23 protein-coding genes are annotated in these 26,178 nt (G+C 61.0%); 13 read left to right on the forward strand and 10 right to left on the reverse strand.

Annotated features, from left to right (window positions below; translation table 11 throughout):
* Positions 1-30: 30 nt before the first annotated feature.
* Positions 31-1,212: an MFS transporter gene (locus KVY02_RS04840; RefSeq protein ID WP_218314553.1), complete on the reverse strand. Its 1,182-nt coding sequence runs from the start codon at positions 1,210-1,212 to the stop codon at positions 31-33.
* A 307-nt stretch (positions 1,213-1,519) separates the two neighbouring features.
* On the opposite strand from KVY02_RS04840, the gene KVY02_RS04845 reads away from it, so the two are divergent.
* Entirely contained in the window at positions 1,520-2,698 is a 1,179-nt protein-coding gene (locus KVY02_RS04845; protein ID WP_218315043.1) for an alcohol dehydrogenase catalytic domain-containing protein, read from the forward strand.
* A complete protein-coding gene (locus tag KVY02_RS04850; RefSeq protein WP_218314554.1) occupies positions 2,695-3,756 on the forward strand; it encodes a proline racemase family protein in 1,062 nt (353 codons plus the stop codon). Before KVY02_RS04845 ends, KVY02_RS04850 begins: the two co-directional genes overlap by 4 nt.
* On the opposite strand, the gene KVY02_RS04855 is transcribed toward KVY02_RS04850, so the two are convergent.
* Together KVY02_RS04855 and arfB are read right to left on the reverse strand one after the other, a co-directional pair.
* On the reverse strand, positions 3,746-3,946 hold the full coding sequence (locus KVY02_RS04855; protein WP_218314555.1) for a DUF1289 domain-containing protein: 201 nt from the start codon (positions 3,944-3,946) through the stop codon (positions 3,746-3,748). The genes KVY02_RS04850 and KVY02_RS04855 overlap by 11 nt on opposite strands.
* A gap of 48 nt (positions 3,947-3,994) precedes the next feature.
* The gene (gene arfB / locus KVY02_RS04860) at positions 3,995-4,408 is read right to left on the reverse strand and encodes an alternative ribosome rescue aminoacyl-tRNA hydrolase ArfB (protein ID WP_016916463.1); all 414 of its coding nucleotides are present in this window, start codon (positions 4,406-4,408) and stop codon (positions 3,995-3,997) included.
* A gap of 186 nt (positions 4,409-4,594) precedes the next feature.
* On the opposite strand from arfB, the gene KVY02_RS04865 reads away from it, so the two are divergent.
* The 5 genes from KVY02_RS04865 to KVY02_RS04885 all read left to right on the forward strand — a co-directional run bounded on the left by KVY02_RS04865 (position 4,595) and on the right by KVY02_RS04885 (position 9,916).
* Entirely contained in the window at positions 4,595-5,206 is a 612-nt protein-coding gene (locus KVY02_RS04865) for a flavin reductase family protein (RefSeq protein WP_218314556.1), read from the forward strand.
* A 78-nt stretch (positions 5,207-5,284) separates the two neighbouring features.
* A complete protein-coding gene (locus KVY02_RS04870; protein WP_218314558.1) occupies positions 5,285-6,451 on the forward strand; it encodes an ABC transporter substrate-binding protein in 1,167 nt (388 codons plus the stop codon).
* A gap of 56 nt (positions 6,452-6,507) precedes the next feature.
* Positions 6,508-8,649: a methyl-accepting chemotaxis protein gene (locus KVY02_RS04875; RefSeq protein ID WP_256357567.1), complete on the forward strand. Its 2,142-nt coding sequence runs from the start codon at positions 6,508-6,510 to the stop codon at positions 8,647-8,649.
* A gap of 124 nt (positions 8,650-8,773) precedes the next feature.
* Entirely contained in the window at positions 8,774-9,400 is a 627-nt protein-coding gene (locus KVY02_RS04880) for an SDR family oxidoreductase (RefSeq protein WP_039175834.1), read from the forward strand.
* A 135-nt stretch (positions 9,401-9,535) separates the two neighbouring features.
* Positions 9,536-9,916, forward strand: coding sequence for a hypothetical protein (locus KVY02_RS04885; RefSeq protein ID WP_218314567.1), 381 nt, complete (start codon positions 9,536-9,538; stop codon positions 9,914-9,916).
* A 1-nt stretch (position 9,917) separates the two neighbouring features.
* On the opposite strand, the gene KVY02_RS04890 is transcribed toward KVY02_RS04885, so the two are convergent.
* Positions 9,918-10,130, reverse strand: coding sequence for a DUF3820 family protein (locus KVY02_RS04890; RefSeq protein WP_016916469.1), 213 nt, complete (start codon positions 10,128-10,130; stop codon positions 9,918-9,920).
* Between the two features lie 147 nt (positions 10,131-10,277).
* On the opposite strand from KVY02_RS04890, the gene mqo reads away from it, so the two are divergent.
* Positions 10,278-11,966, forward strand: coding sequence for a malate dehydrogenase (quinone) (gene mqo / locus KVY02_RS04895; RefSeq protein ID WP_218314568.1), 1,689 nt, complete (start codon positions 10,278-10,280; stop codon positions 11,964-11,966).
* Between the two features lie 61 nt (positions 11,967-12,027).
* On the opposite strand, the gene KVY02_RS04900 is transcribed toward mqo, so the two are convergent.
* Positions 12,028-12,900 carry a LysR family transcriptional regulator gene (locus KVY02_RS04900; protein WP_218314569.1) on the reverse strand — a complete coding sequence of 291 codons (873 nt, stop codon included), beginning with the start codon at positions 12,898-12,900 and terminating at the stop codon, positions 12,028-12,030.
* 135 nt (positions 12,901-13,035) lie between these two features.
* Between KVY02_RS04900 and KVY02_RS04905 the strand changes: the two genes are divergently transcribed.
* Positions 13,036-13,461: a VOC family protein gene (locus KVY02_RS04905; RefSeq protein WP_039175852.1), complete on the forward strand. Its 426-nt coding sequence runs from the start codon at positions 13,036-13,038 to the stop codon at positions 13,459-13,461.
* 29 nt (positions 13,462-13,490) lie between these two features.
* On the opposite strand, the gene KVY02_RS04910 is transcribed toward KVY02_RS04905, so the two are convergent.
* Positions 13,491-14,384, reverse strand: coding sequence for an AraC family transcriptional regulator (locus KVY02_RS04910; protein ID WP_218314570.1), 894 nt, complete (start codon positions 14,382-14,384; stop codon positions 13,491-13,493).
* Between the two features lie 197 nt (positions 14,385-14,581).
* On the opposite strand from KVY02_RS04910, the gene KVY02_RS04915 reads away from it, so the two are divergent.
* Both KVY02_RS04915 and KVY02_RS04920 read left to right on the forward strand, forming a co-directional pair.
* Entirely contained in the window at positions 14,582-15,643 is a 1,062-nt protein-coding gene (locus KVY02_RS04915) for an NAD(P)-dependent alcohol dehydrogenase (protein WP_218314575.1), read from the forward strand.
* Positions 15,644-15,812: 169 nt separating this feature from the next.
* Positions 15,813-17,474 (forward strand): methyl-accepting chemotaxis protein, encoded by a 1,662-nt coding sequence (locus KVY02_RS04920; RefSeq protein ID WP_218314577.1) that lies wholly within the window; start codon positions 15,813-15,815, stop codon positions 17,472-17,474.
* Between the two features lie 69 nt (positions 17,475-17,543).
* On the opposite strand, the gene KVY02_RS04925 is transcribed toward KVY02_RS04920, so the two are convergent.
* Both KVY02_RS04925 and KVY02_RS04930 read right to left on the reverse strand, forming a co-directional pair.
* The gene (locus KVY02_RS04925; RefSeq protein WP_218314579.1) at positions 17,544-18,311 is read right to left on the reverse strand and encodes a class I SAM-dependent methyltransferase; all 768 of its coding nucleotides are present in this window, start codon (positions 18,309-18,311) and stop codon (positions 17,544-17,546) included.
* Positions 18,312-18,449: 138 nt separating this feature from the next.
* Positions 18,450-20,891, reverse strand: coding sequence for a membrane-bound PQQ-dependent dehydrogenase, glucose/quinate/shikimate family (locus tag KVY02_RS04930; protein ID WP_193461265.1), 2,442 nt, complete (start codon positions 20,889-20,891; stop codon positions 18,450-18,452).
* A 238-nt stretch (positions 20,892-21,129) separates the two neighbouring features.
* On the opposite strand from KVY02_RS04930, the gene nfsA reads away from it, so the two are divergent.
* Positions 21,130-21,861, forward strand: a complete 732-nt coding sequence (gene nfsA / locus KVY02_RS04935; protein WP_016916478.1) for an oxygen-insensitive NADPH nitroreductase — start codon at positions 21,130-21,132, stop codon at positions 21,859-21,861.
* A gap of 10 nt (positions 21,862-21,871) precedes the next feature.
* Positions 21,872-22,516: a hypothetical protein gene (locus tag KVY02_RS04940; protein WP_218314581.1), complete on the forward strand. Its 645-nt coding sequence runs from the start codon at positions 21,872-21,874 to the stop codon at positions 22,514-22,516.
* Here KVY02_RS04940 and KVY02_RS04945 read toward each other — a convergent pair.
* Both KVY02_RS04945 and KVY02_RS04950 read right to left on the reverse strand, forming a co-directional pair.
* The gene (locus tag KVY02_RS04945; protein WP_218314589.1) at positions 22,502-23,305 is read right to left on the reverse strand and encodes a PEP-CTERM/exosortase system-associated acyltransferase; all 804 of its coding nucleotides are present in this window, start codon (positions 23,303-23,305) and stop codon (positions 22,502-22,504) included. The genes KVY02_RS04940 and KVY02_RS04945 overlap by 15 nt on opposite strands.
* A gap of 6 nt (positions 23,306-23,311) precedes the next feature.
* Entirely contained in the window at positions 23,312-26,161 is a 2,850-nt protein-coding gene (locus tag KVY02_RS04950) for an EAL domain-containing protein (RefSeq protein ID WP_218314591.1), read from the reverse strand.
* Positions 26,162-26,178: the final 17 nt, after the last annotated feature.

A 26,178-nucleotide genomic window follows, 5' to 3' on the forward strand; every position in this document is an offset into this window, starting at 1 on the left:
CCGAAAATGGGCTGCGTTCGGCCTACGGCGTTAAGGATCGGCAGTAGACTGAGCCAGGATACGCAGGCGTAGCGTCAACAGACAAAGCCCAAGGCCAATCAACAGCCATAGCGAGGCTAGCAGCACGGGAAACGCGCCGGGCCCGGCGGTGTCCAGTAGTGGGCCCGTCAGCGAAGGAATGATCAGTGCCCCGCAGCCCGCGGCCGTAAAGATGGCGCCGGTGGTGCGGCCCCGCATCACCATGGTGTGGTTGCACAGCGCAAACAGGGTGGGGAAAAAAGCCGAGGCGGAGAGGCCAAACAGCAGCGCGCCTGGGGCCAATGAAAGCACCCCTGCATGCCAGCCGCCAGCGGCGCTGAGCCCAATGGCCAGGCAGCCGACCAGTACTTGCCAGGGCGCGCACCAGCGCAGTAGCGGAATGGCCAGCAAGCGTCCTGCCGAGAGCGCCAGCCAGAACAGTGTCGCCAACAGCGTGGCCTGCTCGCCGGACACTCCTGATAGCGCGCCATAGGCCGTCACCCAGCCAGCAAAGGTCACCTCGATGCCCACGTAGAGGGCGAACAACACCATGAAGATGCCCAGCAGCAACGGATCACGATGCTTGTGCTCGCCAATGCTGCTGCTCGGCGAGGAGGGAGCTGGCATGGTGGGGCTGGCAAAGCGTGATAACGGCCACAGCATCCCGGCGACGCAAAGCCCCACCACCCAGAAAGTCCAGTGAAACTGGCCGGTCAGCGACAGCGCTGCCACCATCACCAGCGGGGTCAGCATATTGCCAACGCTGAAGCAGAAGTGCAGCGCGCTCACGTTGGGGCCTGCGGCGTCTCGGTGCAGCCACAGCAATAGCGTATTGCCCCCGGCGTTCAGCGACACTTCAGAAAAGCCTAGCAGCATGAACAGCAGCGCCAGCAACACGAGTAGTGGGCTCAAGGGCGCCAGCGCCAACCCGGCCACGGTGAGTACGCCCATGATGAGCAGCACACGATGCCCATTGAAGCGGTCCATCAGCAGTCCGGTGACCAGGGCACCGCTCATGTTGCCCATGGCCCGAGCCGTGAACAGTACGGCAATCTGACTCATGGAAGAGCCGCTGGCACTGGCCAGGTGGGGCAGGGCAGGCCCCAGCAGCCCGCCGGTCATGCCAATGGAGATGAATAGACCAAAATAGGTCCAGGTCAGGCGGCGGTGATAGGCAGAGCTGAAATGAAGCATACCGTTCCTTGGCGGGGGGGCTGGGAGGTGCCCATGAGGGATGAGCTTGAACCTTTTGGGGGCTGATCACCATTGGCGAAAAGTTGACGCTGCGAGGCAAAGCAAGAGATTGGAGTGGTATGTAAGCGATCCCTCCGCACTGTTGAATCCCGTCGCAACAGGATATCTTGAACCTGGCCCGGCGTTTGTTATTGTCGTGGTATATGCACCGATCAGGAGCCAGCCCATGGCCAATACGGACCGCAGAACCTCACGTGTCACCAACGCTGCCAATGATTCCACCACTTCCATTTCTATCCCCTCCAGCATGTCGGCCATGCTGCTGACCGGTCATGGCGATGTGGACATGTTGCACTACCGGCAGGACGTGCCCACGCCGCAGCCTGGGGCCGGTCAGGTGCTGGTGCGCGTCACGGCGACCGCGAAGAACAACACTGACCGCAAGGCCCGCGAAGGGCTTTACCCCACCAGGGGCAAGGAGGAGGTCACCTCGTTCGCCATGGGCGGTGCCCCCACCTTGAGCTTTCCGCGTATCCAGGGGGCCGATGTGGTGGGGCGCATCGTGGCCGTCGGCGAGGGTGTCGATGCGCAGCGAGTGGGTGAGCGGGGGCTGTTGGATTTCAATCTCTACCCGGATGACCGTCGCGATATCAACCTGATGCCGGATTACTACGGGCATGGTGCCGATGGGGGTTTCGCGGAATATATCGTGGTGCCTGCCGACCAGTTTCATCACATCGCCAATCCTGAATTACCAGATGCCCCTCTGGCGGCCATGGGAATGTGCTCCTATCAGACCGCCTACCACATGATGACGGCGGCCAACGTGCGGGCTGGCGAGCGGGTGCTGGTCAGTGGGGCCAGCGGGGGGGTAGGGACGGCGCTGATTCAGCTGTGCCGCATCATCGGCGCCATCCCTTATGCCGTCAGCCAGCCCAGCAAGGCCGATGCCCTGCGCGGGCTGGGCGCGCAGGCGGTGATCGACCGAGGCGATTTGCCCACGTTCGTTGAGCGCGTGCTGCACGCCACCGAAGGGCGGCCCATCGATGCGGTCATGGACCTGGTGGGGGGCGACATGACCGACCTGTTCATCGACACCATGATCGGCGATATGTCGCAGCGCGCCACGTACCCGCGGCTGGCCATCGCCGGTGCCAGCGGTGGCAATCTCAGCGAAATCATGTGGACGCGCATCTACCTGTATCAGGTGCAAATCGTCGGGGTCTCCCATGGCACCCGTGAAGAGGCCGAACAGCTGATCGCGTGGATTCGCAGCGGCGAGCTGAAGCCGGTGCTGCACGGGACCTTCAAGCTGTCGCAGCTGCACGCGGCGGAGCGCTACTTCGTCAATCGCGGCAGCGACTATCTGGGCAAGATCGTGATCGTGCCCGATGCCCAGTGGGAGGCCCATGGGGAGCCGTTCGCGCTTCAGTCGGCTGATCTTCAATCTGCCGCTCTTCAATCGGAACGGGAGGCTCGCCAGTGAATACCGTGCATACCATCAAGCTGCTGGACACCCACGCGGGGGGCGACGTAAGCCGTATCGTCACCGCCGGGATCGATACGCTGCCCGGTAGCACGGTGCGTCAACAAATGGAGTATCTGCGTGACGACGCCGATGGCCTCCGGCAGCTACTGCTGGGCGAGCCCTATGGCATTCCGGAAATGTCGGTCGACCTGCTGGTGCCTGCCACCCATCCTGAAGCGGTGGCGGGGTACATCATCATGGAAGTGATGGGCTACCCGATCTACTCAGGCTCCAACACCTTGTGCACGGCCACGGCCGTTCTGGAAATGGGTATCGTGCCCAAGCAGGAGGGGCTTCAGCGCTTCAAGCTGGAAGCCCCGGCAGGCCTGGTGCAGATCGAAGCGCGGGTGCGCAACGGCGTCGTCGAGTCGGTGACCTGTGAAGGCTTGCCCAGCTATATCGACAGCTATCGCGATACGATTCTGGTACCGGGCATTGGCGACGTCACCTACTCGGTTGCCTACAGCGGTGGCTTCTATGCGCTGGTCGATGCCGAGGCGCTGGGCTTCAAGCTGATACGGGACGAAGAGGCCGCGTTGGCGGCCTGTGCCCACAAGATCATCGAGGCCATCCAGGCCCACCGAGGGTTTTCCCACTACACTCTGGGCGATGTGGGGCCGCTGCCCTTTCTACACTTCATGGGGCCTGAAGAGCAGGTGGCGCAGGGCTATGTGCGTTCGCGCTCTGCCACCTACGTACACCCCGGCGTGATTTGCCGCAGCACCACCGGCACCGGCACCTCGGCGCGGTTGGCGCTGATGCATCATGAAGGGCGGCTGGCGCCGGGTGACAAGCTGGAAACCGTCTCGTTGAGAGAAACCGGGTTTATCGGCACCTTTACAGGCACCCACCAGGAAGGTGCCTATCAGTTGGTGGAAAATACCATTACCGGGCGCAGCTATGTGCTGGCCGATTCCACCATCGTGATCAACTGCGACGACCCGATGGTCGCCTGTGGCGAGCTGCACCATATCTTGAGTGACCGGCACGCCCAGCCTGCGCCGGTCAAGGAGTAGCGTCATCGCCGAGGTCCAGGTAGCCGGCCTGTTCGATACGCGTCCAGACGGGCGCTTTCTCTGCGTCGGTCATGCTGCCCCAGCAGGCAATCTCATCCAGAGTGCGCCCGCAGCCGCTGCACAGCGCCGTCTCGGGGTTGATCTGGCAAATATGGCGGCAGGGTGACACAGGGCGAGGCTGGTTGGGCATGGGGGAGTGGTATCCGGTTCGAAATGGGGGAGGGTTTGCCGGAGGGCGTCACAGCGGCACTTTACCACGCAGTGACTTGATCTTGCCCTTGCGGGTCTTGTGGTCCACCCGCCGCCGCTGGGAGCCTTTGGTGGGCTTGGTGGGGCGGCGCGTTTTCGGCGTACGGGCCACGCTTTGAATCAACGCCTGCAAGCGGTTCAAGGCGTCTTCCTTGTTCAGCTCCAGCGTGCGAAAGCTCTGCGCCTTGATGATGACCACGCCCTCTTTGCTGATCCGCTGGTCGGACAGCGCCATCAGCCGCTCCTTGTAGGTAGGGGGCAGCGTCGAGCGCGCAATGTCGAAGCGCAGATGCACGGCAGAGGCGACTTTATTGACGTTCTGGCCGCCCGCTCCCTGGGCTCGAATCTGGCTGATATCGATTTCCCAATCGGCCAGCGTGACGCTATTGGAAATAGTGAGCATTCAATTCTCTGGTAACTTATGAACTTACAAGGCTAGCACACTTGACAGCCGCAAGGCTCCACGGCTTGGTAACAGGCGGTCCCTACGACAATGAATACCTCTTATGCAAAGAGAGGTGATTTTTTCTGATGAGTGAGTGGCTTTATGGGCAGCAACGCTGGTCCCATGGCCTGATAAGGAGTTTGCATGGATACCCTGCTGGACACCTCGCCACTGAGTGCCGGAACACTGTATCGCCTGCTGTCGGGCAGCATTTGCCCAAGGCCCATTGCCTGGGTGGCCACCCAGGATGGCCAGGGCAACGCCAACCTGGCGCCGTTTTCGTTTTTCAACGTGGCCAGTATCGACCCTCCCATTCTGGCTTTTGCGCCGCTGCTGGATGGCAGCGCCCAGCCCAAGGACACCCTGCGCAACCTGGAAGACGTCGGCGAGTGCGTGGTGCATGTGGGCACCGAAGGCTTGATCGAAGCGCTCAATACCACCAGCGCCAGCCTGCCGCCCAAGGAAGACGAGTTTGCCTTGGCAGGACTGGAAAAGACGGCCATGCCCGGTGTGCGCGTGCCGCGTATTGCGGCGGCGCCCATCGCCTTTGGCTGCCAGCGAGTACAGGTGATCCGCTTCGGGGATCAGCCGCTGGCAGGCAGCCTGATCCTGGTCAAAGTGGTATCGATCCACGCCGATGAGTCCGTCTGGGATGGCCGCCACGTTCACTTGGATGTGCTGCAGCCGGTAGGCCGCCTGGCAGGCAGTGACTATGTGAGAGTCAGCGACCGCTTTGCCCTGAGCCGTCCTGATTAGAAACATCAGTATCTTTAGGTTGTGACTAAAGTCTTAGGCGTTTTGGCCGATGAAAGGCTAAACCCTGAGGATAAAAAAATGAAAATATCACGAGTATTGGTATTGCTGGCCTGGGGGCTGGTGTCGCCCGTGGCGGCAGCGGAGTTGAAAGTAGGCATCGTCGCGCCGCTGAGTGGTGCAGCCGCTCCCTTGGGGGTCGGCATGCAGCAGGGTATCGAGGCCTACTTTGCCAAGGTAAATGCCGAAGGAGGCGTGAACGGGCAGTCGCTGGTACTGCAGGCCTTCGACGATCAATACTCGCCGCTCCCCGCCGCCGCGCATACCCGGCAGCTGGTTAGTGACAGCTCTCTGCTGGCGGCCATCGGTAACGTCGGCACGCCCACTGCTGCCGTGACCATCCCCATCCATAACCAGCACAGCACGCTGCTGTACGGCGCCTTTACCGGCGCGGGTATCTTGCGTCGTTCGCCCCCCGACCGCTATGTGATCAACTACCGAGCAAGCTATGTGCAGGAAACGGCTGCCATGGTGGCGGGGCTATTGGAAGCGGGTATCCAGCCCGAAGAGATCGCCTTTTTCACGCAGAACGACAGTTTCGGTGACGCAGGTTACAATGGCGCGCTGCGCGCCTTGCACGAAGAGGGCTTCACCGACACCTCACAGCTGGCCCACGGCCGTTTTACACGCGGTACCCGCAATGTTCACCAAGGACTGGCAACCATTCTTCAGGCACCTGTGGTGCCTCGTGCGGTGATCATTGTCGGCACCTTTGGCCCCGCTGCCGATTTTATCCGTGAAGCGCGTCAGGACCTGCCGGATAGCGTGTTTCTGAACGTCTCTTTCGTGGGTAGCCAAGCCCTGCTGGAGGCGCTGGGGCCACTGGCCGAAGGCGTGATCGTGACTCAGGTCGTGCCACCACTGGATGCTGACCTGCCTGCCGTGGAAGAGTACCGTCAGGCGTTGGCAGCGCATGTGCCCGGCAGCGAGCCGGACTTCATCTCGCTGGAGGGATATCTAGCCGCCAAGCTGTTCGTGGAAGGGGTGAAAGCCGCCGGTGAAAACCCGGATAGGCAAGCCATCGTGGAAGGCTTGCTGGGCTTGGGTACCATCGATATTGGCGTGGGTGAGCCGCTGACCTTAGGGCAAGGAGACCATCAGGCCAGCGATGCCGTGTGGGCCACCGTCATTCGTAACGGCCAGTTCGAGCCGGTCGATTGGGCGAGCGTCGCAGCATCCTTTGAATAGCATAACCTCTGACACAGCGAATACTCCTGATGAAAAAGACGATAAGCATACGAGCCATGCTCATTAGCCTATTCGCGGCCGCCGTTTTGGGCGCGGTGGTACTGGCAGGCACTGGCTGGATGACCAATCAGCGGTTGATCAACGTCCAGCACCTCATCACCAGCGATGTACTTCCTTTGCAGGATGCCAGCCGCAGCATGGTGCTGACCATGGGCGCGTTTGGTCAGCGCCATGCCGACCTGCTGGCGGCCGACAGCGTGGAAGAGCTGGACAGCGTGACGTCGCGTAGTGCGTTGAACGAACGCTTTGCCAGCGCACGAGATGGATTGGAGCGCAGTAGCCAATCGGCGCTATCGAGCCAGCTGAGTGCGCTGGATACCCACTATCAGAGTTTGCTGGCGGGTGATGAAACACTGGAAGGGGTACGGCGTGACGTCTTGAGCCTGTCTGCACAAATGGCGGAGCAGCTGCAGAGGATGCAGACCGCCATCACCACGGTGATGCACAGCGCTGAAGACATTGCCGGCCGCACGGCGCTGGCGCAGGTTCGTGAAGAGCGTCGTCAGCGTGAGCTGATGGAAGCCTGGCGTGAAGAGGGCACGACCACGCTACCCACGCAGCTGCTGGATACCATGTTCGCCTCTAGGGTGGACATTGGTCGCTTGAGCGGTAATGCGCGTATGGCGCTGGCCACCTTGTCAGATCTGGGGCGCCAGATGAGGCAGGTGGAGAGTGTGGATGCGCTGGTCAATTTGCGTACCAATGAAATCGCCCAGCAGGTGACGCTGGCGCGCCAGTCGCTGGCCGCCATCGCGGAGGCGCCGAGTACTACCGTCGAACAGCGTGCGCTGATCGGTGAGCTGGACTCGGTGATTGCTGACCTGAACGCGCTGATGGTGGAAGATGCCAACTCCGTTTACGCATTGCGTCAACAGCAGCTTGCCCAACGGGAGCAGGTACAGACGGCTCTCACGAGCGTTGCGCAGGCGTCCAGCGAGATGCGCGACGTGCTGAACGATATCGAATCCTACACCGTCGAGCGTGCCGCCAGTGCCAGCAGCGAAGCGGAAACGTTGGCCAACGCTGGCCGTACGCTGCTAGTGATGGTCACGTTGGCCGTCATCAGCGTGCTGGCCATTTTTGGTTGGCGCACGCTGGTGCGGGTACTGGGTCCGTTGGTCGCCATGCGCCGTCAAATGGAAAGCATCAGCGGTGCTGCGGGTGAAAATGCCGACCTCTCCATGCGTCTGGCGCTGGCCCACAATGATGAAGCAGGGCAAACCGCCCAGGCGTTCAATCAGATGATGGACACCTTCGAAGCCATGGTGGCGCAGATTCGTGAAAGTGCCGAAGCCATTGCTGCCAGTAGCCGCCAGATTGCTGCTGGCAACGAGAACCTGTCTCAGCGTACCGACCAGCAGGCGGCTTCGTTGGCAGAAACCGCGTCCAGCCTCGAACAGATTACCGCCACGGTCAAACAGACGGCGGACTACGCCGACCAGGCCAAGGATGCCAGCACCAACGTCGATGGCCGGGCGCGCTCAGCCGGGGATGTGGCCCAGCGTACCACTGCAGCCATGAGCGACATCCGCCAGGCCAGCGAGAAAATCACCTCGATCATCAAGGCCATCGACGATATCGCCTTCCAGACCAACCTGCTGGCCCTGAATGCGTCGGTCGAGGCGGCCCGCGCGGGAGAACAAGGGCGTGGGTTTGCGGTGGTCGCCCAGGAAGTGCGCAAGCTGGCGGGGCGTAGTGCCGAAGAGGCTGCCCAGATTCGCCATCTGGTCGATGACAGCGTCCAAAAAGTCAGTGAAGGTGAGCAGTTGGTGACGGCCTCCAGCCAGCACCTGCAAGAGATCATTGACAGCCTCACCGAGGTCACCCGTTATGTGACCGAGATCGCCGATGCCACCAAAGAGCAGTCGGCCGGCATCGATCAGATCAATCAGGCGATTTCGCAACTGGATCAGGTGACCCATCAGAACGCACGGCTGGTACAGGAAGCCACCACGGCAAGCCACACGCTGGATGAGCGCGCGGGGGACATGCACTCCTTGGTCAGCCGCTTTCAGGTGAGCCACGATGCCGGGCGTCAGCCTGCGGCGCTGCCCTCTCAGTCATTGTCTCAGTCATTGTCTCAATCACCGTCCCAGTCTCGAGGACATGCTCAATCACAGCCCGCTCGCTTGAAATAAGCGCTTCTCCATCCACCTTTCCCCGACAGCGAACGCCCCGGCGTTCGCTGTTTGCCTCTCAATCGGTTGAACTTTGCTGCACTTGCCTACACTGATAAAGAGTGAATCAAGACAAGGAGGCAAGATGACGACGCTAGTGATAGGGGCCAATGGACAGATTGGCCAGCAGTTTTGTGCCTTGGCCAAACAGGCGGGCACGCCCGTCAAGGCGATGATTCGTCACCGAGAGCAGGCGGCATGGTTCGAAGAACGCGGCATTCCTACCGTGATCGCCGACCTGGAGGGTGAGCTGGAGCATGCCTTCGAAGGGTGTGATCAGGTGGTGTTCACGGCAGGGTCGGGGCCGCACACCGGGCCTGACAAAACCCTGTTGATCGACCTGTTCGGTGCCATCCGCGCAGCGGATATCGCCAGCCAGCGTGGCTTGTCACGCTATATCATGGTCAGTGCGCTGCGCGCTGAAAAACCTCTGGAAGCCCCGCAGAACATGCGACCGTACATGGCGGCCAAGTTCGCTGCCGACGCCCACCTGCGCCATAGCGATATCTCCTACGTGATTCTCAAGCCGGGGCGGCTCACCGATGATCCCCCCAGCCACAAGTTTGCCAGTAGTGTCGAAGAAGCCGGTGATAATCGCATCTCGCGTGCCAATGTCGCCCATGCCCTGCTGAGAGTCGTGCAGACTCCCTCGATCATTGACCGCGACATCACCCTGCTGGATGGCAAGCGGCCCATCGATGCGTTGCTATAGCGTATGGCTCAGATGTTCGCCCAAGGCCTCCTGGAGGCTTTCACTGGAGCACTGGTTTCCCATACATAGCCAGCGATGTGGTAGCGTGGCTACTTTTCCCGCCTGATCCAGGATGCCGCCATGAGGGACGCTGACATGCACTCACCCAGACACTCTTCATCGGATGTGACCGCCACGCAGGCAACGGCTTTGCTCGCCTGCCGAGTGCGCGCGCTGCTCGAGCAAGCGCCTCGGCAGGCCCTGCCCATGACCTACCAGCAAGTGGCGGCTGCCCTGGGGCTCACCCCGCCGGGCACCATTGCGCAAGTGGCCAATGCGCTTGAATGGCTCATGGAGGAGGACGTGGCGGCAGGGCGGCCTCTGGTCGCGGCGTTGGTCATCAGTCGGCGTGGCGAGGATCGTCCGGCCCGCGGATTTTTCGAAAAAGCCGTGGCGCTGGGACGCTTTCCGCAGGACCCCACGGCCCATGCACAGCACTACCTGGCCGAGCGCGAGGAGGCCATGAATCGCCGTTGACTCACGCTTTGCGCAGCGGGTCGAGCAGGCCACTCAGGCCGTTATGGTCGATTTCATGCATCAAGTGCAGCAAGTGGCCAATCTCCCCGGTGGGAAAGCCCTCCCGGGCAAACCAGTTGAGGTAGGGGCCCGGTAAATCAGCTATCAGCCATCCTTCGTACTTACCAAAGGGCATTTTGCGTGAGACCAGCTTTTCGAGGTCTTCGGGTTTCATACGTTAATTCCTTTCATTCTCATTTAAGCGTTCTTTTATGTTTTCGCGCCCGCGGTTTTTTGTTAGACTTTCGTCGACAATATACCCCCCTCGACGCTGGGCGCTCACTGCTCCGGCACGTCATTTCTGTATCGTCAGGGACATGACATGCAAAAACGTTTAAGTCTTTTACTCTGCTCGCCGCTGCTGGCGCTTGCAGCGATGCCCGTGTCGGCCGATGAACCGGTCGATGTCCTGCTGATTGGTGGCGGCATCATGAGCGCTACGCTGGGCACCTATCTCCAGGAGCTGGAGCCGGAGTGGAGCATACACCTCTACGAACGGCTGGACGAAGTCGCCGCTGAAAGCTCCAACGGCTGGAACAACGCCGGTACCGGGCACTCGGCTTTCTGCGAAATGAACTACACCCCCGAGCAACCTGACGGCAGCGTGGCCATCGACCGTGCGGTCAACGTGACCGAGCAGTTCGAGGTGTCTCGCCAGTTCTGGGCGCACCAGGTGGACCGTGGCATGCTCGGCGAGCCAGGCTCGTTCATCAGCACCTCTCCCCATTTGAGCCTGGTATGGGGTGAAGACGACGTGGCGTTCCTGCGCGAGCGTCACGCCACCATGGTACAGAACCCGCTCTACGCCGGAATGGAGTACTCCGAAGATTGGCAGGAGCTGGCCGAGTGGATGCCGCTGGTCATGGCCGGTCGCGAGAACGACGGCACCCCGGTGGCAGCAACGCGCATGCAGATGGGCACCGAGGTGAACTACGGTGCGCAAACGCGCCAGATGATCGAATCTCTGGCCCAGAGCGACAACTTCACGCTGGGTCTGAACAGCGAAGTGCGCGGCTTCGAGCGCAATGACGACGATACCTGGCAGGTTCGTATCGCCGATTTGGCCAGCGGTGATGAGTTCACCGTCGATGCGCGTTTCGTCTTCATCGGTGCGGGCGGTGCGGCGCTGCCGCTGCTGCAGGAAACCGGCATTCCTGAAGTAGAGGGCTACGGCGGCTTCCCGGTGGGCGGCCAGTTCCTCTACACCACCAACCCGGACGTTGTGTCTCAGCACCTGGTGAAAGTGTATGGCAAGGCCGGTGAAGGCTCACCGCCCATGTCGGTGCCTCACCTGGACATCCGCTATCTGGACGGTGAACCCGCGCTGTTCTTTGGCCCGTTTGCCACGTTCTCCAGCAAGTTCCTGAAAGAGGGCTCCTGGACCGACCTGTTCGGCTCCATGACGCTGAACAATACCTGGCCGATGATGCAGGTCGGGGTCGATAACTTTGATCTCGTGCGTTATCTGGTCAGCCAAGTGATGATGTCGGAAGAAGATCGCTTCGAAGCCCTGCAGGACTTCTACCCGGAAGCCAACCCCGATGACTGGTCGCTATGGACAGCGGGTCAACGCGTGCAGATCATCCGTGACGATGAAGAGCAGGGCGGTGTGCTGCAGTTTGGTACCGAAATCATCAGCTCTGCCGATGGCAGCATGTCGGCGCTGCTGGGTGCCTCGCCTGGCGCTTCCACCGCTCCGTCGATCATGCTGAACCTGCTGGGTCGTGTGTTCCCCGAACAGGTAGCTAGCGAGGAGTGGCAGTCTACCCTGACCGCTATCGTGCCGTCCTACGGCCAGAAACTGGCGGAAAATCCGGAGCTGCTGCGTGACGTGCGTGCCTATACGGCACAAACCCTGCAGCTTGACGAGCCCATGAACCTGCAGGCGGGTGATGCCGTCGAGGCAAGTGACGTCGAAGAGACCGCTGACGAGGCAGAGCAGGACGCCGAGCCCGCTGACGAGGCGGAAGCTCAGGACAGCGAGCAGGAAGAAGAGGTAACGCAGGCGTAAGTACAACGCCTGTCGTTGGTCGATACAACGCCAGCCTTCGGGCTGGCGTTGTGCGTTTTATTCAGCCCTGAGGTGCGTATTCCATCAGTAACGCGGTCAGGGCGCGGGCGGCCTCGTGGCCTGGGCTATCGCCGCGATACACCACTCCGATGTCCCTGTGAAAGGTGTGCTCACCGAGGCTGACCGCTCGCACACCGTCGGGCCACTGGCCAAGGGCGCGGGGCTCTGGCACCAGCGCCACGCCCACGCCGTTGGCCACCAGCCGAACGATGGCATCCAGCTCATCGACTTCACACACATCGCGCACCTGGCAGTGCTGATCGCGCAAGAAGCGCTCGACCTGCCGCCCCCCAAAGGATGTCCGGTCGTAACGCACGAACGGATGACGCTCCAGCAATGCTCGCCAATCGCTCCCTGACCAGCCCTGCGGTACCAACAGGCGAAAGGGTTCATGGGCCAGCGGCTGCCAGCGCAGGTCGCTATGCAGCGAGAAGGGCGGCCGAATGATCACGGCCATGTCGAGCTCTCCTGCATCCACTTGGCTCATCAGCCCCAGTGACAGCCCAGGCACCACCCGGCTGCGGCAGTGGGGAAAGTGGCGGTGAAAATGTGCCAGCACGTCCGGTAGCAGCGTACGTTGATACGAGGCAATGGCGCCTAGCGTGATGAGCGTGCCGGGGGCTTGGTCGGTGCCCGCTGCCCCCAGCGTTCGGTACAGGGCCAGCAGGGTGCGGGCCTGCTGCAGGGTTTCCTGCCCTCGCGGGGTGAGGACGGCATGGCGGCCGCTGCGCTCGAACAGTGTGACCCCCAGCTCCGCTTCCAGGCGCTTCATCTGGGCGCTGACGGCCGCCTGGGTCAGCCCGGTCTGCTGCCCGGCAGCGGCAAAAGTGCCGTACTGGGCCACGGCGACAAGCGTTTTAAGCTCACGAATCATGATCGGTAACTCATCAATATTTTTTGTGAGTTTATCAAAAAACAATTGATTTTATTTTTGCATGGCGGCTTTTAGGATGGCTGAACCAACCATAAACGCAGCACATCGCGGCATACCCGATAACAGGAGCTTCTCATGAGCCTTTCCCCTTTCCACCTGGCAATCCCCGTTTACGATGTGCCGCTGGCACGCGCTTTCTACAATGATGTTTTTGGTCTGGAAGAGGGGCGCTCCAGTGACCATTGGGTGGATTTCAACTTCTTCGGCCACCAACTGGTGATTCACGGGCATCCCAAGACGCCTGGGCAGGAAAGCGCGCATACCAACCCGGTGGATGGCCACAATGTGCCGGTACCGCATTTTGGTGTCATCCTGGAGTGGGATGAGTGGGAAACGCTGGCCGAGCGCCTGAAAGCCCGCGATACCGATTTCGTGATCGAGCCCTATATCCGCTTCAAGGGAGAAGTGGGTGAACAGGCCACCATGTTCCTGCTCGACCCCTGCGGCAATGCGCTGGAGTTCAAGGCGTTCAAGGACAAGAGCCAGATTTTTGCCAAATAAGCGCACTTGGGTCGCCGACAGGGCGCGTGTCAGGCGCGCATGGCCTGCTCCTGTCGGCGATGCTGTAGCGGTGGCTCGCCAAAGTAACGCTTATAGTCGCGGCTGAACTGAGGCACGCTGCGGTAGCCGACGGCCAGGGCGGTCTGGTTGACGTTATGGCGGTCCTGCCGCAATAGCTGCTGAGCCTTCAATAGCCGCAGCCGCTTCACGTACTGCGCTGGGGAGGCCCGAGTGATCTGCTTGAAGTGCTGATGAAAGGTCGAGACGCTCATGTTGGCCTGCTGGGCCAGCTGTTCCACCGAAAACGTATCGGCAAAATGAGCATGCAGGTGGGAAAGCACCTGTACGATTCTCGCATAGTGGCCCTGGCCGCTGACCAGCGCGCGTAGCGCTTGCCCCTGCTCCCCCTTGAGCGCTTCGAACACCACATCACGTATACGCGCTGCCCCCATGGTGCGGCACTCCACTTCGTCGTGCAGGGTGTGGGCGAGCCGCAGAACCGCAGCCTGCATGCCTTCGTTCATGGCCACCGAGGCCATGGGTCTGGGGGTTTTTACAAGCGGCCCTTGATCGCCCATGGCCGTGACCAGCTCGTTGAGCAGCGCGGGGTCCAGAGAGACCGAAATACCCAGCAGCGGCGCCTGTTCGGAACCGTGTGTTTCACACTCGAAAGGCAGCGGCAGGGTCTGAACGAGATAGTGTCCAGGGTTGTAGTGAATCTCGCGGTCACCCAGGTAACCGATCTTTCGCCCTTGGGCAATGATCGTCAGCCCCGGTTCGTACATGAGCGGGGTGCGCGGCTGATGCCGTTTCAGGTACAGCAGGCTGACCCGTGGCAGGGCCGAGGCGTTCATTCCTTCCCGTCGAATCAAGGGAAAAAGGCACTGAGCGAGGGCGTTGCCCGCAGCGGTGTTGGTGGCCATGGGGGCTCCATAGGCGAGACTGTCATCAGTTCGTTTAGGACAATTGTGACTTTTTTGCGCGTGTTTTTGTTATTTTATTACGCCTTTATGGAGAAATAGGCAAAAAAATCGGAGCTTCGTTCATCGCTAACCGCGGCGGTACGGCCAATAATGGAGACTTCTCTCGCATGGGCGGGATGCCTTACCAAGGAGTTTCCATGAGCCAGGCAAAATCGTACGCCGCGTTTTCCGCAGACAAACCCCTCGCGCCGTTTACCTTTGAGCGTCGTTCGCCCCGTGCCGACGACGTTGCCATCGAGATTCTTTACTGTGGCGTATGCCACAGCGACCTGCACTTTGCGCGTAACGACTGGGGCATGAGCCAATACCCCGTCGTGCCCGGCCACGAGATCGTCGGCCGCGTAACCGCCGTGGGCAGCGACGTCAGCCGCTTCCAGGTAGGCGATCTGGTAGGAGTGGGCTGTATGGTCGATTCCTGCCGCACCTGTTCGGCCTGCCAGGAGGGCGTAGAGCAATACTGCCTGGAAGGCTTCACCATGACCTACGGTAGCCCCGACCGTCAGGATGGCACCCTGACTCAGGGCGGCTATTCCGATGCCATCGTGGTGAGCGAGCATTTCGTGCTCAAGATGCCTGACGGTATCGATCTGGCCTCGGCAGCGCCTATCCTGTGCGCCGGTATCACTACCTACTCACCGCTGAAGCATTTCGGGGTAGGTAAAGGGCACAAGATCGGGGTGATTGGCATGGGTGGCCTGGGCCATATGGGCGTGAAGCTGGCCAAGGCGCTGGGCGCAGAAGTCACGGTATTTACCCGTTCCGACGCCAAGGTAGAGGAAGCCAAGCGAAACGGTGCTGACCACGTGGTGGTATCCAGCGACCCGGCGCAAATGGAGGCCGTGGCAGAGACCTACGACTTCATGCTGGACACCGTGCCGGTACAGCATGACCTCAACCCCTACCTGGCCGCGCTCAAGTACAACGGGACGCATATCATCGTCGGGCTGCTGGAGCCCATCGAGCCGACCATCGAAGCGTTCAATCTGGTCTTCAAACGCCGCGTGGTGGCTGGTTCACTGATCGGCGGGATTGCCGAAACGGAAGAGCTTTTGCAGCTGTGTGCCGACCAGAACATCACCTGTGATATCGAAATGCTGGATATTAACGACATCAACGAAGGTTTCGAGCGCATGGAAAAAGGTGACGTGCGTTACCGCTTCGTGATCGAGATGGCCACGTTGAAAAACACACCCGCTTAAGTGGCCTTCTCTGGATACAGCCCGCTCCTGTTGGAGAGGGCTTTTTCGTTGTGCGCATCGATGAAAATGGTTGGTATACATAAGTCGTAGAGGTGCCGTTTTTTCACGTGGATTGTTTTACTCTGCGCTTGAGCAGCGCCATAACAAATAAGCACAAGGGAACTCACTCATGAAGCATCTCTCGATAAAATGGAGCCTGACGGCTGCCCTCGCGGTGCTGGTGGTGATGATTGGCCTGATCAGTGGGCTGGGTTTTTACGCCAATACCAACAGCGGCCAGGCACTTGCCGAAATCAACAATACCAACGTCAGGCTGGTCAATCTGGCCAACCGAATGCAGGTCAACGCGTTACGTGCGCAGACCTTTCTCGACCGTTCGGCCAGCTTCAGCACCATGGGCAACCCTGAAAGAGGCCAGGAAAGCCTGGAGCAGGCGGCCGAAGCAACGTTGGCGGCCCAGCGCTATTTTGAAGAATTCTCTGCCGTTGCCGTGGACCCAGCAAGCGAGCTGGCCCGCCACAGTGAAGCGGTGAGCGAAGCCTACCAGGCCTTTGTAGTGGAAGGGCTGGAGCCCTTATTGAATGCGCCGCCGTTCCAAATCCAGCGCCGCCAGGTCGCACTTGGCGAGCAGAGTGCGGCGCTGGACAGCGCCATGGGTAACTTTGTGGCCTATACCGAGTCGCGTGGTCAGCAGGTGATGCAGCAGGTGGAGCGCGTAGCGACCTGGGTCGGTGCCATTGCCATTGGCCTGCTGCTGTTCTCACTGGTAGCGGCGCTGGTCATTCGTATTGCCATGGTGCGAGGGGTGGTCACTCCGTTGCGCCAGGCGCTCGACCACTTTGCGCGTATTGCCGATGGCGACCTGACCGGCCGCATCGAAGACCGCGGTCGTAACGAGATCGGTCAGCTGTTCATTGGGCTAGCCGCCATGCAGGAAAAACTCAAGACGCTGGTCCTCTCCCTGCGCAGCAGCAGTGAACACGTTTACAGCGGGGCCAGCGAGATTTCCACGGGCAGCCAGGATCTCTCCTCGCGTACCGAGCAGCAGGCCGCTGCGCTTCAGCAAACCGCGTCCAGCATGGAGCAGATGGCGACCACGGTGGGCACCAACGCAGATATCGCCCAGCAGGCCGACCAGCTCTCCGTGGCAGCCTCGCAATCGGCCGAACGCAGCGGTGAGGAGGTCGAGCGGACCGTGCAGCTGATGCGCGAGATTGCCGCCAGTGCCGACAGGGTGAACGATATCATTGGCGTGATCGACTCGATTGCCTTCCAGACCAATATCCTGGCGCTGAATGCCTCTGTGGAGGCGGCCCGAGCCGGTGAGCAGGGACGCGGCTTTGCCGTGGTGGCCAGTGAGGTGCGTTCTCTCGCCACCCGCAGTGCTGAGTCGGCCAAGGAGATTCGCGGCCTCATCGAGCAAACCACGACGCAAATCACCAGCGGTGCCAGTCAGGCCGAACGTAGCGGGCAAACCATCCATCAGACGGTGGACGCTATTCGTCGGGTCACCACGCTGGTGGGTGAAATTTCCACGGCAACCCGTGAACAGAGCGGAGGGATCGAGCAGATCAATGCGGCGTTGACTGAAATGGATTCGGTGACCCAGCAGAACGCGGCGCTCGTGCAGGAAACCAGCGCGGCGGCCACGGCCCTGGAGGGCCAGGCCAGCGGTCTGGCAGAACTGATCTCCACCTTCCGGCTGGCTGCTGGCGAGCAATTGTCGCCTGCGCCGCAGGAGATAGCGCCCGCTCTTGGGCGACAAGTACCCGCCCCGATGCCCAAAGCCAAGTCTACCCAGACACAGCAGGACGAGTGGGACGAGTTCTAAAAAGGAAGGTCCAAGGAAGGTTACAGGACGCCCCCTGAGCGCACGACGTGCTCAGGGGGCGTTGTTCATTCAGGCGTGAGCCACCACGCGCAGGCGCACGTAATCGGCGGTCCAGTTGCCGTGCCCATCGCTCAGACTGTGCGACAGCAGGTTGACGGTATGATCGAACACGGCGTCTCTCAGGTCATCATCCAGACCGTGAAAGAACGGGCTGGCAAAGGTGTCCAGCCAGTTGGCCATGCCTTTGGGCAGTGGCGTAGGGCGCGGGATGAGCTCGATGCTGTCGATGCGGAATCCCACGGTTTGCAGCAGGTTGGCGTAATCCTCTGCCGTCGGGAAATACCAGGGGTGACGCCCTTTGGAGCTGATCCCACGGAACTGCAGCGAGGCAATCAGCGCGGTGCAAATAGCCGCCACGTTACCGTGTCCACCAAACTCGGCCACAAAGCGCCCCCCGGGCTTGAGGGCCCGCTTGACGCCGGCCAGCACGGCCTGAGGGTCGAGCATCCAGTGCAGGGCGGCATTGCTGAAAACCGCATCGAACTCGTGGTCGAAAGGCAGCTGGTGACCATCGACTACCCTGGCCGTTACGCCGCGCTGCTGCGCTGCTTCGACCATTTCCGCCGACGCATCGACGCCCAGCACGGTCGCGCCCAGCTGCATGATGCGCTCGCTCAATACGCCATCACCGCAGCCCAGGTCCAGAATGCGCTCACCCGGCTGAGGAGAGAGCAGTTTGAGCACCTCGTGGCCCAGCTTGGGCACGAAAGGTGCGTTTTCCGCGTACTGGCTAGCATCCCATGCTTGCCCAGGCGGTGTATGTGAGGCGTTTGTCATGGCGGCATCCTGGCTTCGTTATTCAGTGGTACGATTATTCAGAGTGAAACACTGTATTAGAATAACGCTTCTTACAGTATAGCCATCCGCTGGATAAGCCCCAGGCAGTGCGTACATTTTTCACGCTAACCCTGCCCATCATTCGGGCAGGGCGAAGGCCATGACGCTATCGCCCAGCGTGGTTTCCGATTGGAAAGAGCCGCCTGCGGCGATCACCACATACTGGCGTCCCTGGTGCACGTAGGTCATGGGGTTGGCCTGCCCGCCTGCAGGCAGGCGCTGTTCCCATATCAGCTCGCCGGTCGCGCTGTCGAAGCCGCGCAGGTAATCGTCCATGGCGGCCCCAATGAAGGTCATGCCCCCTTGGGTGGCCAACGGGCCCCCGCTAGTGGGGGCACCCACCGTCATCTTGAGGCGCGAGGGAATGCCCAGCGGCCCCTGGTCCATGCTGGTGCCCAGCGGGCGTGACCAGACGATCTCGCCGCTGTTCAGGTCGGTGGCGCTCAGAAAGCCCCAGGGTGGCGCCGTACACGGCATGTCCAGTGGAGAGAGCCAGGCACCGCGCTCCGCCGCCACCGGTGCGCCCAGCATGGGCTGGGCCTGCTGGTCGATGTAGCTGGCATCCTGAGCACCAATGGGGGCAATGTTATCCATGGTATCGGCTTCTTCACGGGGGTAGAGCACCACCTGCGAGGGCATGCGGTTGTTGTTCACGATCATTAGTTGGCGCGTGGGGTCGAATGAGGCGCTGCCCCAGTTGATGCCGCCCAGGATGCCAGGAAACTGCAGCATGCCGCCCTCCTCCAGGGTGGGAGGGGTAAACATGCCCTCGTAGCGCATGCGCTGAAACTCGATGCGGCAGTAGAGGTGGTCCAGGGGCGTCGTGCCCCAGGTATGCGCCCCGGTCAAGCGTTCGACTTCCTGCCCTGGCAGTGAGCCAAAGTTGGGCATGTCTGGTGAAAAAGGCTGTACCGGCGAGGTCCAATCTCCTTCGATGGCTCCTTGGGGCACGGCGCGCTCCTCGATGCTGCGCAGGGGTTCACCGGTTTCACGGTCGAAGACGAACACCTGCCCATATTTGGTGGCTTGTACCACGGCGGCTCTGGGGCCTTCCTCGGTGGGGAAGTCGATCAGCGCTGGTTGCGCCCCCAGGTCGTAATCCCATAAATCATGTATCACGGTGGTGAATTTCCAGGCGACGTCGCCGGAGTCGGCTTCCACGGCGACCAGCGATGCAGTGAAGGCATCCTCCTCGGGCGAGCGGTCGCCGCCATATTGGTCATTGGTAGGGTTGCCGGTGGGCAGGTAGACCAGCCCCAGGGCTTCATCCGCGGTGATGGCCGCCCACACGTTGGGGGTGCCGCGCGGGTACACTTCACCGGGTTCGGGCTGTTGATCGGGAGTCGTCCAGACCGCGTCCCAGGTCCACTGCCACTCGCCCGTCAGGGCATGGTAGGACCTAACGGCGCCGGAAGGGCCGTCCCGGCGCTGATTGTCGGTCACCTGATGCCCTACGATCACACTGTCGTTGACCACGGTAGGGCCCGACGTATTGGAGAGATAGCCCGGTGCCTGCGGGTCCATGAACTCATACAGGTCCACGGTTCCCTGCTGGCCGAAATCGGTGCACTGAGAGCCATCATCGGCATTCAGGGCCATCAGGCGTCCATCCATGGTGCCCATCAGCAGACGGCGCGGGCACTGGGTCGTGGGGTCGTCGGTTTCATGGTATGCCAGCGAGCGGCAGGCGGCAGAAAAGACATGCTCCAGCGCATCGCGGTCGACCTGTGGGTCGAAATGCCACTGCTGCTCGCCGTTGCCGGGGTCCAGTGCAAACACCTGGTTGCTCTGGGTACAAACATAGACGCTGTTGCCCACTTTCAGCGGTGTATTCTGAAAGGCATAAGGTGTCGCGTCACTATGGGGAGTATCGCCGGTATTGAAGGTCCAGGCCTCGCTGAGCCGTGCCGCGTTGTCTGGCGTGATCTGGCTTGCCTCGGAAAACCGCCGAGCCGAAGCATCGCCGCCATAGGCCGGCCAGTCCATGGAGGTCTGTTCGTTCATGGCAGGCGGAGAGGCGCCTTCCGCCAAGCGTGCCTGCGCCGGGGAGTCGATATCCACATGACGATCCTGCAACAGCCACAGAAGTGCCAGGCCCGGCAGCGCCAGGGCGATCACTCCCGGCAGGCGTGCCCCCCAGCCAGGCTGGTGGCCGCGGTGTCGGTACAGCGCGGGCAACAGCAGCAGTGCTACCACCAGCAAACCCCACAGCACCCCCATGCGCGCCAGTAAGTCCACCTGCCAAATCGGCAGCCAGCCTTTCTGGTCGATTTCCCATAGCGACCAAGCCAGGGTCGCCAGCACCGTCGCGGCGTAGAGCCAAACGCCCGTGGGGGAGCGGCGCCATATCAGTACGGCGGCGCTCAGGATGGCAAGGCCCGCCAGCAGGAAATACCACGAGCCCCCGAGCAGAACCAGATATCCCCCTCCCACGATCATGGGCAGGCTCAGTAGCAGGAGTACGCCTGCCAGGGCGAGCATGGCCCAGACGGCCGGTCCTTTTCGATAGGTAGCGTCCATGTCTTTTCCTGTGGTGATGTGTCGGGTATTGCCTGTGTGGCGACGATACTGAATTAACCTTAGAAGAGTGAGCAGGGCTTGGCAAGTGGCAGAGGGTTGTTTAACCCATGTGGCCTGGTGAAGCTGCATTTGCCTGCCAGCGAGCCTCGCGGGTTGCCGCAAGCGGGCAAGAATGCGTTACGATTCGAGTCTTCCAATGAAGCACGCCCCCCTACTATTTCGTGATCAGTGAGGCACCATGAACGACGTTATCAAGCTCTTGCAGTCCCACCGTTCCATTCGTAAATTCACCGATCAGGAGATCCCTCGTGGGCTGCTCCTGGAGCTGATCAAGGCCGGGCAGGCGGCGGCGACCTCCAGCCATGTGCAGGCTTACAGCGTGATTCACGTGAAAGATGCGGCCAACCGGGAGCAGCTGGCCGAACTGTCCGGTGGCCAGGGCTATGTGGCCAGCAGTGCGGTGTTTCTGGTGTTCTGCGCTGACATGAAGCGTCCTACCGAAGCCTCGGCACGCACTGGCGCCAACGTGGAGCGCGGCATGACCGAGCAACTGCTGGTGGCCACCGTGGACACGGCCCTGATGGCCCAAAACGTGGCCGTGGCGGCCGAATCCGAAGGGCTGGGTATCTGCTACATCGGCGGGATTCGCAACAACCCCGAAGCCGTCAGCGAGCTGCTCAAACTGCCGCCCCATGTCTACCCGGTATTTGGCATGTGCCTGGGTTACCCGGACCATCAGCCGGAGGTCAAACCCAGACTGCCCGTTGAGGCGATTCTGAAAGAGGACTACTACACTGAAGACAGTGATCAGGTCGTGGCCTTCGATGACACCATGCGGGCCTACTACCAATCACGCAGTAGCGGCAATAAAAATAGCGACTGGTCGCACAACCTCACCCCTCTGTTCGACAACAAGCTGCGCCCCCATATGCGTGACTTTCTAGTGAAGCGTGGCTTTACCATGAAATAAGGAGCCCCTCATGTCCCTACAGCGTGCCTACCTTCTGTTCGCCGGGCTTTACAGCCTGCTGCCTGTCATGGGCATCGTGGCCATTCTCTTCGGGGGTGGGACACCGCTGGCGCTGGTGCACCTCTCCTTTGGGGTGTTGGGCGTCGTGGGGCTGTGGGGGTACATGCTCAACCGGGGCGTCATGAATCAGCGCATGTGGCGGCCGTTGGCGCTGGTGTTTGCCGTAGGAAGCCTGGTGCAGATGGGGATCGTACTGAGTGTGCCGGTGGCGGGGGTAGAGTTGACCTGGATGCTCATCAGCAGCATTTTTGCCCTCATCCTGGCCGTGATGCTCTATCACTACGGCAATCGAGACCAGCCGCTGTGGGCCAGTGAAGAAGAGCGAGCCGCTGCGATGAAACTGGCCCAGCTGCTGGAGCAGCAATCCAGCGTCACGGCGTATCACCGTGAGCCCGGCCATGAGAACAGTGTCCGCGTCTCCAAAGTGGGCAATGCCTATCAGGCCAGCGTTACCCGCCGCACCCCTAAGGGGCAGGAGACATTCGAGCAGCGCTTTCGCCATCCTGAAACCCTGCTGTTTTTTGCCGAAAAGTTCGCGAGCGTCGCGCCGCAGGCGTTTACCGGCCAGGAGGAGCGAGGCTCACAGCTGGCGTGATGTCCTGCCATCTTGCAGCAACGGGCTCTTCGCCAACTGGCTGGCCAGTTGGCCCTTGATGAACTGATAGAGAGGCGTGAGGCGCTTGGGTAGCCGCTCCTCGGCTACGCGCTGATCGATGTAGTAGGCCGCGCGACTGCCACAGTAGTCGATGACGCCGCCCACCTGGTGAAACTGGAGACCGGAAGCCTTCAGCAAGCGACTGAAGCGTGGCTCCAGCATGGCGAACACATGATGGCGTTGGCTAAGACCCACCAGTGCCGTGGCGGCAAGAAACAGGCTCAGGCTAAGCAGGGCGGGGCTCTCCTTGATGCTCTCGTAGGGGCTTTGTACTTCGCTTTGCTTGCGACGCACGGTGGGGTGAACGGCCAGGCGCGATACTTCGCATACCTGATGGGAAGCAAAATGGCGCGGGTGCGTGTTCGGCAAGAACAGGTGCGCTCCGTAGTAGGCTTCCAATGGCAGGCTATGCAGCCCATGAGCGTTTTGCTCGTCGAACAGCACGACCCTCAGACATCCTACATCCAGCCCTGTCGCCTTATGGTGGAGCAGGCACAGCAGCGACTGTTGGTCATGGTCATCGTGTTCGATATTGAGCGCGCTGCTATTGCCAAGATCGTAACGCAGCTCTTCGATGAAGACCGCGTGGCGCAAGGTAAAGGCGCGCCGCTTTTCGGTGGGCGTCTGGGCAATCAGCAGAGAAAAGTGAGTATCAAAAAAGGCGGGTGTAAAGATATTTTCGACGAGTGTATCAGGGGTGGTGACTGAGGGGGCGATGGGTATGATCACCGTCGTTTATCCTTTCAGGAGCTGTGTTAATGGAATGGGTTTACCCAAATAGAACCCTTGACCATAGTTAATACCGTACTCTTCCAGAATAGGCGACAACGCTGCCTGATCGACAAACTCGGCGATGGTCTGTTTGCCGAACCCCTTGGCAATGTCAGCAATCGCCTTGACGATGGTGTGGCTGTCGGGATTGATCAACAGGCTACGAATGAACGAGCCATCGATCTTGATGTAATCCACCGGCAGCTGGCCAAGATAATGGAAACTGCTGAAGCCGATGCCAAAATCGTCCAGTGCGGTACGGCAGCCCAGATCTCTGAACGTTTGCAGGACGTTGCGGGCGGTGGAAAAGTCGGTGATCGCTGCCGTTTCCGTGACTTCGAGAATCAGGTGATGCGGGTCGGCACCGCTGCTGCGCAGCTCGTCGGTGAGGTACTGCTTCAACCCCAGGTCGTGAAGCGACTGGCCCGACAGGTTCACGGCCAGTGAAACGCCGTGCTCCTGCAGCTTGCCTAGCGCCTGCAGGCTGTGCTTGATGACCCAGCGATCCAAAGCGACTACCAGGCCGCTCTGCTCGGCAACCGGTATGAAGTGCTGAGGCGCTATCAGGCTGCCATCGGGTTGACGCATGCGGATCAGCACTTCGTAATGTTTGATGTCGTGATCCTTGAGGCGCACGATGGGCTGAGCCATCAATTCGAACTGCTCGTGCTCCAGCGCGTTGTGCAGCTGTTCCACCCAATACACGCGATCCTGTAGCTCATCCTTGGCATTTTCGGCCTGGGATAGCAGATACCAGTCCTGGTGGCTGCTCTCCTTGGCCTTGTACATTGCCATGTCGGCACTGGCCAGCAGGTCGGCGGAGGTTTGCCCGTGGGCGGGGAACAGCGCGATGCCCATGCTGGCGGAAATATGATGCTTCCGGCCGGCAGCCTGAAAGCCAATACGGCTCAGCAACTGGTTGATATAGTCGGCAACGCTGATGGCCTGCTCGCTGTTCACTCCCTCCAGTAACAGGGCGAACTCATCGCCGCCCAGCCTGGCAATCGTGCCTCGCTGCCCGAGATTGAGGAACAGAGTGTCGGCGACTTCGCGCAATAGCTGGTCGCCTACGGGGTGCCCGCTCAGCTCGTTGACTTCCTTGAACTGGTTGAGGTCGAGTAGCACGATGGCGCCTTCGCTTTGGCACAGCAGGGCGTGCTGAACCGCATCCTGGAAGTAGCGGCGGTTGTACAGCTCGGTGAGTGGGTCGTGCTCGGCCAACCAGGTCAAACGCTCCTCGGCGGCTTTGCGCTCGGTGATGTCCAGACCTACCGAGATACGCGCCACCTGCTTCTGGTGGCTACTGGTGAGCGGCGCATGGTACCAGGCCACGGTGGCGTAGCGCTTGTCCTGGGTATGCAGCGTTTTCTCTTCCTGCTGATGGCTGGTCAACTGTCCCGTGGGCGCTTCCCGATGAGTGTGATCCCCTTGTGGCGTGTGCGCCGTGCTGTCGAAGATGTCATAAAAATGGCGGCCTTCCAGATCCCGGTCACACAGCCCTAAACGGCTGCGGGTATACTCATTGACCCGCTGAATGCGCCCGGCAGCCGTTTGCACGACGATGAACACCTGGGCCGTATCCAGCAGACTATTGACGAAATCGCGCTCGCTGGCCAGCTCCTCGATACGCTCGGCCAGTTGGTCGCTGTGATCATGTACCGACGACTCCAGGCGCTCCAGCTGATCGGTCAAGGTGCGTGTGGCACTTTCCAGAATGTCGATCTCGTTGGAACGTCTGGGCGTGGTCTGGGGCAAATGAGCGCGCACACGCTGAAACTGCCCGTCCGACAGCGCCGGTAACAGGGCTGCCACCCGGCGCAGCCGCGCCATGGGGCCGAGCAGAATCGCCAACAGCAGCAGCTCCGCCGCCAGCCAGCCCGCAACGCCCAGTGCCAATAGCGTGTTGGTGGCCCGTTGGATGGCAGCGGTTTGCGTCGTGATGTCGGACACCAGCAGAAAATAGCTGGTGCTACGCCAATCGGCGTCGTCTTCCATGTAAACCGCGCTCAGCTCCAGGTGTCGCCCGGCATACTCCATACTGAAGGGTGTGTCTGCCAACTGATAGATAGGCGTGGCCAGTGAGGCCTGCTCCAACAGTGACAAGGTCGGCTCCCGGTTGGTGATGGCGACCAAGTGGCCGTTCCAGCCTGGCAGGTATCGCGATGGGTCGTTGGCGTCGCTTTCGACCTGCCCCGTCACCATCAGCGCGACTTCGCTACCCGAGACCTCCTTGGCTTCACGGGTCACGTCGGCGAGTGAGCGAGACAGCATGACCATGCCAATGCTGTCACCCTCCACCAGAATGGGGACCGCTGCATATTGCTGGCAGCTGGTAGTACAGCGCAGCGTTTTGATGGGCACTTCCCGCGTCAGCAGATCGTCCACCCAGCCGCGAATGGGCAGCTCCATATCGGGAGCGCCCATCCCGGACTGCCCGCGCTGCTGCCCCCGACGATCGAAGACGAACACGCCATCTACCCCGGCTTCCAACTGCAGCGAAGGCCACTGGGCTGCCAGCACCGTGCGTAGGCCTTCATCATCGTTCTGAGCCAAGGCATTGCCCAGGTCGGGGGCGTTTGCTGTCAAGCCTGCCAACTGGCGCAGGTTATCGGCAGAGCGCTGCATGGCCAGGCGGATTTCTCGCTGTTGACGCTCGTGGTGCCCCTGGCGGCTCTGTTCGAGCTGCTGGGTCAGATGGTGATGGCCCAGCCAGACAAACAGCGCCACCAGCACCAGTAGCAGCAAGCTGCTGGGCGCAATGACGCGCCAGGCAAGGCTCGAACGACGCTTGACGGAGTGGCTGGACTGGTGCATCGAGACAGATCCCGGTG

The organism is Halomonas sp. 18071143 (assembly GCF_019211725.1).
GTDB classification, from domain to species: Bacteria; Pseudomonadota; Gammaproteobacteria; order Pseudomonadales; family Halomonadaceae; genus Vreelandella; species Vreelandella stevensii.